Annotated in this window: 9 protein-coding genes; 6 read left to right on the forward strand and 3 right to left on the reverse strand. The window is 72.7% G+C overall.

Annotated features, from left to right (window positions below):
* Positions 1-8 precede the first annotated feature (8 nt).
* The 4 genes from ACFYXS_RS00190 (at position 9) to ACFYXS_RS00205 (ending at position 6,719) form a co-directional block, all read left to right on the forward strand.
* Entirely contained in the window at positions 9-2,825 is a 2,817-nt protein-coding gene (locus tag ACFYXS_RS00190) for a LamG-like jellyroll fold domain-containing protein (RefSeq protein WP_389242126.1), read from the forward strand.
* Between the two features lie 107 nt (positions 2,826-2,932).
* Positions 2,933-5,167 carry a LamG domain-containing protein gene (locus ACFYXS_RS00195; protein ID WP_389242128.1) on the forward strand — a complete coding sequence of 745 codons (2,235 nt, stop codon included), beginning with the start codon at positions 2,933-2,935 and terminating at the stop codon, positions 5,165-5,167.
* Positions 5,164-5,883: a hypothetical protein gene (locus tag ACFYXS_RS00200; protein WP_389242130.1), complete on the forward strand. Its 720-nt coding sequence runs from the start codon at positions 5,164-5,166 to the stop codon at positions 5,881-5,883. The genes ACFYXS_RS00195 and ACFYXS_RS00200 overlap by 4 nt, the downstream gene beginning before the upstream one ends.
* A complete protein-coding gene (locus tag ACFYXS_RS00205; RefSeq protein ID WP_389242132.1) occupies positions 5,883-6,719 on the forward strand; it encodes a glycosyltransferase family 2 protein in 837 nt (278 codons plus the stop codon). Before ACFYXS_RS00200 ends, ACFYXS_RS00205 begins: the two co-directional genes overlap by 1 nt.
* Here ACFYXS_RS00205 and ACFYXS_RS00210 read toward each other — a convergent pair.
* A complete protein-coding gene (locus ACFYXS_RS00210; RefSeq protein WP_389242134.1) occupies positions 6,664-7,827 on the reverse strand; it encodes a glycosyltransferase in 1,164 nt (387 codons plus the stop codon). The genes ACFYXS_RS00205 and ACFYXS_RS00210 overlap by 56 nt on opposite strands.
* Positions 7,824-8,369: a WcaF family extracellular polysaccharide biosynthesis acetyltransferase gene (locus ACFYXS_RS00215; RefSeq protein ID WP_389242136.1), complete on the reverse strand. Its 546-nt coding sequence runs from the start codon at positions 8,367-8,369 to the stop codon at positions 7,824-7,826. Before ACFYXS_RS00215 ends, ACFYXS_RS00210 begins: the two co-directional genes overlap by 4 nt.
* Positions 8,370-8,497: 128 nt before the next feature.
* Between ACFYXS_RS00215 and ACFYXS_RS00220 the strand changes: the two genes are divergently transcribed.
* Complete coding sequence (locus ACFYXS_RS00220; protein ID WP_389242138.1) at positions 8,498-9,988, forward strand: hypothetical protein; 1,491 nt, start codon at positions 8,498-8,500, stop codon at positions 9,986-9,988.
* Between the two features lie 15 nt (positions 9,989-10,003).
* Here the strand turns inward: ACFYXS_RS00220 and ACFYXS_RS00225 are convergent, their stop codons facing one another.
* The gene (locus ACFYXS_RS00225; protein ID WP_389242140.1) at positions 10,004-10,450 is read right to left on the reverse strand and encodes an adenylyltransferase/cytidyltransferase family protein; all 447 of its coding nucleotides are present in this window, start codon (positions 10,448-10,450) and stop codon (positions 10,004-10,006) included.
* A 165-nt stretch (positions 10,451-10,615) separates the two neighbouring features.
* Here ACFYXS_RS00225 and ACFYXS_RS00230 point away from each other — a divergent pair, with 165 nt between their 5' ends.
* On the forward strand, positions 10,616-11,872 hold the full coding sequence (locus tag ACFYXS_RS00230; protein WP_389243452.1) for a glycosyltransferase family 4 protein: 1,257 nt from the start codon (positions 10,616-10,618) through the stop codon (positions 11,870-11,872).
* Positions 11,873-11,880 lie beyond the last annotated feature (8 nt).

Consider the following 11,880-nt stretch of genomic DNA (forward strand, 5'->3'; position numbering starts at 1 on the left):
GGGGGCTCATGCGCACTGGGGGTACCGCGAAGACCGCGAGCACGGCGCGAACGGCGCGAACGGCGCGCACGGCGAGAACGGCGAGAACGGCGAGAACGCTGTCGGCCGCGCTCGCCCTGACGGCGGCGTCACTCGCCGGGGCCGCGGTCGCGACCGCGCCGCCCGCCGCGGCGCTCACAGCGCCGGTCGCGATGACCGCCGACCCGCTGCCCACCTGGCAGACCAACGGCGTGGTGTGGGCGATGGCCCAGCAGGGCGGCACCGTCTTCGCCGGCGGCACGTTCTCCGTCATCCGCTCCTCCGGCGCGGGCACGACCACGCAGCCAGCCGTCAACTTCGCCGCCTTCGACGCGGCGAGCGGCTCGCCCACCGGCTGCCGGCTCTCCTTCACCATCGGCTCGGGCACCGCGACCGTGCGCGCCCTGGAGGTCTCCCCGGACGGGCGGACGCTGTACGCCGGCGGCTGGTTCAACGCCGTCAACGGCGTCACCGTCAGCAGCCTGGCCGCGATCGACATCGCCACCTGCACCCCGGTCGCCTCCTTCCGGCCGTCCTTCTCGGCCACGGTGCGGGCACTGGCGGTCACCGACGACACGGTCTTCGCGGGCGGCGACTTCACCTCCGTCGCCGGCCAGTCCAGACCGCGCTTCGCGGCCCTGTCCACGGCCGGGGCGCTGCGCGCCTGGAATCCGGACGCCGACAAGCCCGGCCGGGCGATCCAGCTCGCCCCGGACGGCGAACACGCGGTCATCGGCGGCGACTTCGACACCGTCGGCGGCACCGGCTCGCACGCGCTGGCCGTGGTCGACACCGCGGGCGGGGCCCTGACCCGTGCCTACCCGGTGGGCTTCGTACCGCCGACGTCGGTGGTCAAGGACCTCACCGCCGACGCGACGGCGGTCTTCACCGCCAACGAGGGCACCGGCGGCGGGGTCTTCGACGGCCGCATCGCCCTGAACACCGCCGACTTCGGGCAGCGCTGGCGGGACAACTGCCTGGGCGCCACGCAGTCCGTCGTCGTCTACCGCACGGTGCTCTACAGCGGCTCGCACGCGCACGACTGCAGCAGCATGGGCGAGTACCCCAACCAGCGGCGCAAGCACCTGCTGGCGGAGTCGGTGGACGACCCGACGCTGCTGCCGTGGTTCCCCGACACCAACGACGGCATCGGCGAGGGCCTGGGCCCGCGGGTGATGACGGTGGCCTCCTCCGGCGGCACCGACTACCTGTGGGTGGGTGGCGAGTTCACCACCGTCGCCGGGGCAGCCCAGCAGGGTCTGACCCGCTTCGCCTCAGGACCCGACACGGGTGCACCGAGCGTGCCCGAGGTGAACGTCTCCAGCGTCCGGGCCGGCCAGGTCGCGGTGCGCTGGCGGTCCGCACTGGACCTGGACGACGGGCCGCTGACCTACCGCGTCTACCGCAACGGCTCCGCCACGCCGGTGTACACCACCACCGGCCCCTCGCTGCCCTGGTCGCGCCCGCAGCTCACCTTCACCGACGCCTCGGTCACCCCGGGCACCACGTACTCCTACCGGGTCAGCGCGAGCGACGGCACCAGCACCAGCGCCCAGTCCGCCGCCCAGTCGGTGACGGCGGCGGGCAGCACGCAGGCCTACCCCGCACGGGTGGTCGCCGACGGCGCGACGCTGTACTGGCGCTACGAGGAGGCCTCCGGCCAGTTCGGCGCCGACTCCTCGCCGGGCGACGACAACGCGGTCTACCTCAACGGCCCGCTGTACCGGCAGACCCCGGGCGCCGTGCCCGGCGGCGGTACGGCCCTCGGCCTCAACGGGACCAACGACTACGCCTACAGCGACGCCCGGCACCCGCGCCCGGCCGCGTACAGCATCGAGACCTGGTTCCGGACCACGACCACCTCCGGCGGCAAGCTGATCGGCTTCGGCGACCGCAACGTGGACGACAACCTCAGCGCCAGCTACGACAAGCACCTCTACATGACCGACGACGGCCGGCTGGTCTTCGGCGTCTACAACGGTGGCACCCGGACGGTCACCACCACCGCCGCCTACAACGACGGCGCCTGGCACCACGTGGTGGCCACCCAGGGCGGCGACGGCATGCGGCTGTACGTCGACGGGTCCCCGGCGGGCAGCGGCCCGACCACCACCAGCCAGGACTACGCGGGCTACTGGCGGATCGGCGGCGACAACCTCAGCGGCTGGCCCGAGCAGCCGGCGAGCAACTTCTTCGCCGGTCAACTGGACGAGACCGCCGTGTACCCGCTCGTGCTGACCGCCGCCCAGGTCGCCGACCACCACACCCTGGGCACCGGCGGGGGCGGCACACCGCCGCCGCAGGACACCCAGGTCACCGTGGCGGCCGGCGAGGACACGTACGTCAACGCCGGGGCGCCGTCGAGCAACTTCGGCGCCTCCGGATCGCTCGCCGTGCGCGGCAGCTCGGCTTACCTCACCTACCTGCGCTTCGCGCTGCCGTCCGCACCCGCCGGCACGGTGCTGAAGTCCGCCACGCTGCGGGTACGCACCAACTCCGACCCCACCGCGGGCTCCGCCGACAGCCAGAACGTCGTCCCGGTCACCGGGGCCTGGACGGAGTCCGGCGCGACCTACACCAACCGCCCGGCCCTGTCCTCCACGGTGCTGGGCACGCTGAGCGGCGCGACCGCCTCCCAGACCACGTACACGGCGGCGCTGAGCGCCGCGGGGCTGAGCGGGGCGCTGGGCGGCTCGTACGACCTGGCGCTCACCAGCACGGGCACGGACGCCCTGTGGCTGTGGTCGAGCGAGGCCGCGGGCACCGGGAACCATCCGGAACTCGTTCTGACATTCGGCGCACCTTAGTGCTCACTTTTTCTTCAAACCACGTCCATCGGACGTATGCCACGCCCTACCCTGCGGTGCACGGGCACCGAAGGGGACGCCCGGGCTCTGGGGGCCTTGGGGGGCACATGAGGAAGCGAAAGCTGAGATCCATATCCGCCGCCTTGACCGTGGCGGCGGGCTCGCTGGCGGCCGGCGCGGTGGCACCGCAGCCGGCCGGCGCGCTGACCGCGCCGGTGGCGATCACCGCCGACAACCTGCCGACCTGGCAGACCAACGGCATCGTCTTCGCGATGGCGGAGGCGAACGGGACCGTCTTCGCCGGCGGCACCTTCTCGTCGGTACGGCCGTCCGGGGCGGCGGCCGGCGGCGCGGACGAGCGGGAAGCGGTCAACTTCGCCGCCTTCGACGCGGCGACCGGCGAACCGACGGACTGCAGGCTGTCGTTCACCGTCGGCTCCGGCACGGCGACCGTGCGCGCGCTGGCCGTCTCGCCGGACGGCACGACCCTGTACGCGGGCGGATTCTTCGGGGCGGTCAACGGGACGCCGGTGAGCAGCCTGGCCGCGATCGACACCGCCACCTGCGCCGTGAAGTCCGGCTTCGGGGTCTCGGTCAACGCCACCGTGCGGGCCCTGGCGGTCGGCGACGACACCGTCTACCTGGGCGGCGACTTCTCCTCCGTCGGCGGCCAGGCCCGCAGCAACTTCGCGGCCGTGACCACCTCCGGCGCCGTCACCCCCTTCACCGCCGACGGCGACGCGCCCGGCCGCGCGCTCGCGCTCACCCCGGACGGGACCAGGGCGATCCTGGGCGGCGACTTCGACCGCGTCAACGGGACGGCCTCGCACGCGCTGGCCGTCGTCGACGCCGGCACCGGAACGGTGGTCAAGGGGTACGGCTCCTCCTTCGTCCCCTCGACCTCGGTCGTCAAGGACATCGCCACCGACGCGACCGGCTTCTACACCGGCAACGAGGGCACCGGCGGTGGTGTCTTCGACGGGCGCATCGCGATCAACCTCAGCGACTTCAACCAGCGCTGGCGGGACACCTGCCTGGGCGCCACCCAGACGGTCGAGGTCTACAAGACCGTGCTGTACAGCGGCTCGCACGCGCACGACTGCAGCACCATGGGCGAGTACCCCAACCAGCGGCGCAAGCACCTGCTCGCGCAGGGCGTGAACGACCCCGCGAAGCTGGGCTGGTTCCCCGACACCAACGACGGTCTGGGCGAGGGCATCGGCCCGCGCGCCATGAGCCTGGCCTCCTCCGGCGGCACCGACTACCTGTGGGTGGGCGGCGAGTTCACCACCGTCAACGGGGTCGCCCAGCAGGGCCTGACCCGCTTCGCCTCGGGCCCCGACACGGGGGTGCCGACCACGCCGAATGTCAACGCCTCCAGCGTGACGCCGGGTTCGGTCGCGGTGCGCGTGCAGACCAGCCTGGACCTCGACGACAGCTCGCTGACCTACCGCGTGTACAAGAACGGCGCCACGACGCCGGTGTACACCACGACCGCGTCGTCGCTCCCGTGGGTGCGCCCGCAGTTCACCTGGACCGACACCGACGTGACCGCGGGCGCCACGTACACCTACCGGGTGACCGCGGGCGACGGCACCAACACCACCGTCAAGTCCCCGACCCAGACGGTGACCGCGGCGACCGTCCCCGAGGCCTACCCGACCCAGGTCCTCGCCGACGGCGCGACGCTGTACTGGCGCTACAACGAGACCGCCAACACCTTCGCCGCCGACAACTCGCCGGCCGACGACGGCGGCAACCACGTCGGCGGCCCGACCCGCGGCGTCAGCCCGGGCGCGCTCGCCGGTTCTGCCAGCACGGCGGTGACGTACAACGGCACGACGCAGTGGTCGTACAGCGACGCCAAGCACAACCGGCCGTCCTCGTACAGCATCGAGACCTGGTTCCGGACGACCACCACCGCCGGCGGGAAGCTCGTCGGCTTCGGCGACCGGACCTCCGAGATCAGCGCCACCACGGACAAGCACGTCTACATGACCAACGCCGGCCGGCTGATCTTCGGCGTGCGCAGCGGCAGCAACCGCACCATCACGACCTCCGCGGCCTACAACGACGGCCAGTGGCACCACGTCGTCGCCACGCAGGGCTCGACGGGGATGCGGCTGTACGTCGACGGCGCGCTGCAGGCGTCCAGTTCGTCCACCACCGGGGGCACGGACTACACCGGCTACTGGCACGTCGGCGGGGACAACCTGTCGGGCTGGACCAGCCGCCCGACCAGCAACTACTTCGCGGGCTCCCTCGACGAGACCGCGATCTACCCGGGCGTCCTGTCGCCCGCGCAGATCGCCCGGCACTACGACCTCGGGAAGAACGGATGACCCGCACCCACCGCCGGGTCCGCCTCGCCGCCGCCGTCCTCGTGACGGCGGCGGCGGTGCTGCTCACCGGCTGCTCCAGTGGTTCGGACGGCTCCGACGGCTCGGGTAGGAAGGACGCCGCGCAGGGCGGATCCGCCCCCGCCGCGACCGCACCCGCGACCGCCTCCGCCGGCGCCACCGCCGCGTCCTCCGTGCCCTCCCCGCCCGCGGACCCCGCCTCCGACGCCGTCCCCAGCGGGCCCAAGGTCCCGCAGGGCGAACTGACCCCGGTCACCGGCTCCTTCACCAAGAAGGAGAAGGCCTATCTGACCGGCCGGGTCCCCAAGGGCACCGACCCCGCGGCCGTGCTCCAGCTCGGCCAGGAGACCTGCGACCGCATCGCCTCCGTCGCCGAGATCGACAAGGACGCCGCCATCGGCGGCATCATCACCGGCCAGATCGGCGGCGCCAACGGCGCGGTCACCCATCTGTGCCCGAAGCAGGAGGACATCCTGCGGGCCGCCGAGACCGGCTTCGCCGACGGCTCCTACAGCATCGGCGCCAAGGCGAAGGCGGGCAGCGTCATCACGCCCGGCACCTACCGCGCGCTGACCCCCACCAAGGACTGCACGTGGACGGTGGGGACGAAGTCCGGCACCGCCCACCAGGTCACCGTCACCGCCGCCGCCCGGACCTTCGGCTCCCGCGGCTGCTTCGCGTGGGCGAGGGAGGGCTGATGACCGCACTGGTGAGCAGACTGCCCGTGGTGGTGGCGATCCCCACCAAGAACGAGGCCGAGAACATCGCCACGACCGTCGACGCGGTCGCCGGCCACTTCGAGGCCGTCGTGGTGGTGGACTCCGACAGCACGGACGACACCCGGGCGATCGCCGTCGCGCACGGTGCCGAGGTCGTCCCCTACACCTGGGACGGCGGGTACCCGAAGAAGAAGCAGTGGTGCCTGGAGAACGTGTACCCGGACGTGCCCTGGCTGCTCTTCCTGGACGGCGACGAGGTGCCGACGCCGGAGCTGATCGCCGAGCTGCGCGAGCTCTTCGCCCTGCCGGTGGCGGCGGCGGCCTTCGACATCCCGCTGCTGTACTGGTTCGCCGGGCGGCCGCTGCGCCGCGGCCACACCGTCGTCAAGCGGTCGCTGCTGAACCGCACCCGGGTCTCCTACCCCGCGGTCGACGACCTGGCGGCGCCCGGCATGGGCGAGCAGGAGGGCCACTACCAGCCGACGGCGGACGGCCCGGTCGGCCAGCTGCGGGGACGCATCGAGCACCGCGACCTGGACCCGGTGCGCACGTGGTTCGACCGGCACAACCGCTACTCGGACTGGGAGGCGTGGCTGGAGCACCACCCGGGCGCGAAGGAGCAGGTGCGCGGGCTGAAGACCCGGCAGGGGCGGCTGTTCCAGAAGGTGCCGTTCAAGCCGCTGCTCTTCTTCGGCTACACCTATGTCGCCCGGCGGGGCTTCCTCGACGGCCGCGCCGGCTTCGACTACGCGCTCGCGCTCAGTTTCTACCGCTGGCAGATCGGGCTGAAGACGCGCGAGCGGGCGCCTTCATAGCGCGCTCGTACACCTCCTGGAGGGTGTCGAGCACGGCGTCCAGCGACAGTTCGTCCCTGATGAGGCGCCAGGCGGCCTGCGAGGCCGCCTGGTTCGCCTCGGGTCGCAGCAGCTCCAGGACCGCCTTGCCGACGTCCTCGGGCCGGTGCACGACCCGGCCGGCGCCCGCCCTCTCGATGTCCGGGGCGAGGCCGTTGGACTCCCGTACGACGACGGGCGTGCCCACCGACATCGACTCCAGCAGCGACATCGCGAACGGCTCGTCCACGGAGGGCAGGACGTAGACGTCGGCGGCGCGGAAGGCCTCCAGCGCCTCCGCGTGGCTGAGCGGGCCGACGTGCCGTACCGCGTCTTCGACGCCGAGCGCGCGGACGGTCTCCAGGGTGCCGGCCAGGTCCCCCGAGTCGGGGCCGGCCAGGACGAAGCGGGCGTCGGGGTACCGCTTCAGCACCTCGGGGATCGCGGCGGCGAACACTTTGGGACGCTTGCGGGTCTGGAAGCGCGCCAGGTACAGGACGGTCGGCGGGCCGCTGCGGGTGCGCGGCTGGTGCAGCGCGGTGCCGTTGGGCAGCCGTACCGGCCGGGCCAGGTTGCCCGCGCCCACGACGGCCTCCAGGTCCCGGCGCTCCCACCCGGTGAGGTGGAGGACCGCGTCCGCGCGGCGCAGCAGCCGCTTGGTGGCGAGCGCGTCCAGCACCTTGGCGAGCGGCTTGTCGCTGGGGTCGATCATGCCGTGGGTCTGCAGCACCAGCGGCCGGCCGCACTGGAGGGCCGCCACCGCCACGGGCAGGGTGATCAGGTCGCGCATCAGGTGGACGTGGACGACGTCGGCGGAGCGCACGAGGCGCCGGGCGCCGGCCAGCAGCGAGGGCGAGGTGATCCCGGAGACCTCGAAGCGCGGCAGGACGTGCCGCGCCTGGAACACCCGCGCGGGCACGCCCTCCACCTCATCCGGCAGCCGTCCCGGCGGGAAACCGTCCCCCAGGGTGACGAGTTCGGCGTCGACGCCGCGCCCGCGCAGGCCCGCCGCCAGGTTGAGGGCGACCCGGGTGGGCCCGCCGAAGGCGTTGGTGGGCGTGTGCAGGGTGACGACGTGCAGCACCTTCACGGCTGCGGCTCCTTGAGCGGGCGCGTGCCGTCGGCCGCGTGCAGGGTGAGCTCGGGCAGGTCCTTGGCGAGCACGGTGCCGGCGGCGACGACCGCGTGCCGGCCGACGGTCACCCCGGCGAGCACGACGGCGCGGGCGGCGACCCAGGCGCCGTCCTCGACGGTGATGGGCGCGTTGCGGTAGCGGAAGTCGACCGCGCGGTGGTCGTGGCTGCCGGTGCACAGCAACGCCTCCTGCGAGACGCAGACATGGGCGCCCAGGGTGATGGGCTCCAGGTTGAGCAGCCAGGCGCCCTCGCCGATCCAGGTGTGGTCGCCGACCGTCAGTTTCCAGGGCCACAGCACCCGCACCCGGTGGCGTACGAGCACGCCCTCGCCGATCGTGGCGCCGAAGGCGCGCAGCAGGGCGACCCGCAGCCGCGCCGGGCAGAACCAGGCGGCGAAGACGGTGTTCATCACGGCGAACCACAGGGCCTGGACCAGCTTGCCCCGCCCCTTGTCGTACCCGGCCAGTGTGAAGGCCGACAGATCACGTGCCGTCACGGCGCACCCCCCTGTATCCCCCGCACCGGTGCCCTCCCCGGCACCGTCCGCACAGATTATCGGCGTACACGGTTGCGGGGCAGCCGGATCTATAGACTGCCCGAGGGGAATCGTTGGGGGGCTGTTGCATGGCAGTTCAGACGCACGAAATCCAGTCACGGGGTCTGCCGCCGGGGGAGGTGGAGGTCCCGGCCGTCTCGCCGCGGGCGCTGCTGTCCCGTGCGCTGGCCGTGCCGCTGATCCTGGGCCTGGGGCTGTTCCTGCCCGCGCTGGTCGCCGTGCAGCCGGGGCCGGGCGTGCGGGACGGTGTCTTCTGGGTGCAGATGGTGCTGACCAGCTATGCGGGCATCCGGCTCGCGGTGATGGCGCTGACCGCCCATCGCAAACTGATCCAGGGCTCGTTCTGGCTGTTCGTGTACGTGGCGATGGGCGTCGCCCCGCTCGCCCAGGACGTACTGGACCAGACGCCGACGCCGGTGGTCGGCACCCGGGCGGACCTGCTGGTGGCGGTCGCGCTGGTGCTGATCGGCTGCGCCGCGTTCGACGTCGGGACGCTGCTGTCGCGGCACCGCCCCATCCGGCGGGCCCGGCGGCGGGAGCGCTCGGCGTCCTTCCACCGCAAGCGGGTGTTCCTGCTGGCGGCGGTCGCCTTCGTCGGCAGCGCGCTGCTGGTCGTCAAACTCGGCGGCCCCGCGGTCTTCTTCAGCAGCCGGCAGGCGATCACCGACACCATCCGCGCGGACGGCGCGGCCTCCGCCGAGTCCAATGTGGGCTCCGCCTTCCTGCGCGGCTTCGGCACCGTGCCGGCGCTGGTGGCCCTGCTGATCTTCACACGCTGGCTGGTGACCTCGCGGCGGGCCCGGCGCCGGCCGCTGGTCATCGCGACCTGGGGCGCCCTGCTGCTGCTCAACGCGGTGGTCAACAACCCGGTCTCCAACCCGCGTTACTGGTTCCTGACGGTCCTGTTCTCCTTCCTGTTCACGGCCTTCCCGAGAAGCCCCGCGATGTACCGGGCGGCGCTGGCCCTCGGCGTCATCGGAGCGCTGGTGGTCTTCCCCTTCGCCGACCGCTTCCGGTACGACGACGGGGGCTACAAGCCGGTGGAGACCACGTCGGTCTTCGAGCCGCTCGCGGTCAAGGACTACGACCAGGTGGGCATGTTCGCCAACACCGTCACCTTCGCCGACAGCGGGCCCGGCCACTTCTACGGCCGGCAGATCGCGGGCTCGGTGTTCTTCTTCGTGCCGCGCTCGGTGTGGCCGGGCAAACCGCGCGACACCGGCGTCATGATCGGCCAGTGGATGGGCATGAAGAACGTCAACCTCTCCTCGCCCATGTGGGCGGAGCTGTGGATCGACTTCGGCGCCGGGGGCGTCGTCGCGGGCTTCCTCGGCCTCGGCTACCTGTCCGCGCGCGGCGACCGCCTCTACGCCCGGCGCACCGCCGTCGACCGCCGCCCCGGCAACGTCATGGCGATCGTCATCCCGCTGGTCGCCGGGTACTCCTTCATCCTGCTGCGCGGCCCGCTGCTCCAGGCCTCGGGCCGCATCGGCGTGGCGCTGATCTGCTTCGCGCTGGTGACCACCCTGCGCTCCGACCCGCGCAGGCTGCTGCGCTGACCGCCGGCCGCGCGCCTACTGCGCGGAGACCCCGGCGGCGGGCGTGGTCAGCGCGTCCAGGGCGCGGCGCAGTTGGGTGCTGGAGGTGTGCACGGTGTACGGGAAGTAAACGACCTCGACGCCGACGGTCGCGAAGTCCCGTTCCAGCCGCAGCCCCTTGTCGGTGCCGCGCCAGTCGTCGCCCTTGAAGATGACGTCGAAGCGGACCTGCTGCCAGGTCTCCAGCTTGTCGGGGACGGTCTCGACGAAGGCCGCGTCGACGAAGCGCACGCTGCGGACGATCTCCAGCCGCTCGATGAGCGGGACGACCGGTGTGCGCCCCTTGGCGAGGGCGGCCATCTCGTCGGAGACCACCCCGGCGACGAGGTAGTCGCACTGACTGCGGGCGTGCCGCAGGATGTTCAGATGTCCGACGTGGAACAGGTCGTAGACGCCGGGCGCGTAGCCCACTCGGTGCGACATGTTGTCAATCCCCCCACAGGAACACAACCTTCTCGCGAGTTGCGGAGTCTCAGACATTAGCGTGAAGGCAGCATGTTTCTCTGGTGAACGGTTAAGGTGAGCTTCTGGTCACTTCTGGGGGGAAGGGGTCCGTCCGTGCCCGAGTTCCAGGGCCGCACTCTGCTGCTGGTCTCCACCAACTACGCACCCGAGCACGCGGGTATCGGCCCGTACGCCACGCAGATCGCCGAGCACTGGGCGGCGCCCGACGGCGGCGGGGCCGAGGTCCATGTGCTCGCCGGGATGCCGCACTACCCGTCGTGGCGGCTCGACCCGGCCTACCGGGGGGTGTGGCGCGCCGAGGAGCGCCGCGCGGGCGTCACGGTGCACCGGCGCCGGCACACCGTGCCGCCCCGTCAGACCGCTCTGCGGCGCGGCCTGTTCGAGGCATCGGTCCTGGCGCACGGCCTGGTGGCGGCTCCGCGGATCCGGCCCGACGCGGTGGTGGCGCAGATGCCGAGCCTGGCGGGCGGCGTGATCGGCGCCCGGGTCGCGGCCCGGCACAAGGTGCCGTACATACCCGTGGTGCAGGACCTCATGGGCGCGGCGGCGGCGCAGAGCGGCATCCGCGGCGGGGACCGGGCGGCGGCCGTCGCGGGCGCCGCGGAGGCGTACGCCCTGAAGCGGGCGACGCTGGTCGGCGTCATCCACGAGACGTTCGTCGACAAGGTCGCCGCGATGGGCATCGACCGCGGCCGCATCCGCCTGGTGCCCAACTGGTCGCACGTGGCCCGTCCTTCGCGCCCGCGCGAGGAGACCCGGGCCCGGCTGGGCTGGGCCCGGGAGCAGACGGTGGTGCTGCACTCCGGCAACATGGGGCTCAAGCAGGGCCTGGACGTGCTGGTGGAGGCAGCCCGCCGTGACCCGTCGGTGCGGATCGTGCTCATGGGCGACGGCAACCAGCGCGAACACCTGCGGCTGCTGGCCGCGGACGTGCCGAACCTGGAGTTCGCCCCGCCCGCCGGGGACGCCGAGTTCCCCGACGTGCTGGCCGCCGCCGACGTGCTCGCGGTCACGCAGCGCGCCTCGGTGCTGGACATGAGCATCCCCTCCAAGCTCACCTCGTACTTCGCCTCCGGTCGCCCGGTCGTCGCCTCCGTCGCCGCCGAAGGGGGCACCGCGCAGGAGGTGGTGCGCTCCGAGGCCGGACTGCTGGTGGCGCCGGAGGACCCCGAGGCGTTCTTGAAGGCGGTCCGGGCCCTGGCCCAGGACCCGGAGGCCGCCGACGAACTGGGCGCCCGCGGCCCGGTGTACGTGGCGGCGCATCTCAGCCGCGAAGCGGGATTGTCACGGATGAGCGCGCTGCTCGCCGAGGCACTGGACACGACGACGCGAGGTGCCGATCCTGTGGGGTCGGACGCATGGGGGGTTCCACGCACGTGAGTGATCAA

Origin of the sequence: Streptomyces sp. NPDC002574 (assembly GCF_042889545.1) — a bacterium.
GTDB lineage: Bacteria > Actinomycetota > Actinomycetes > Streptomycetales > Streptomycetaceae > Actinacidiphila.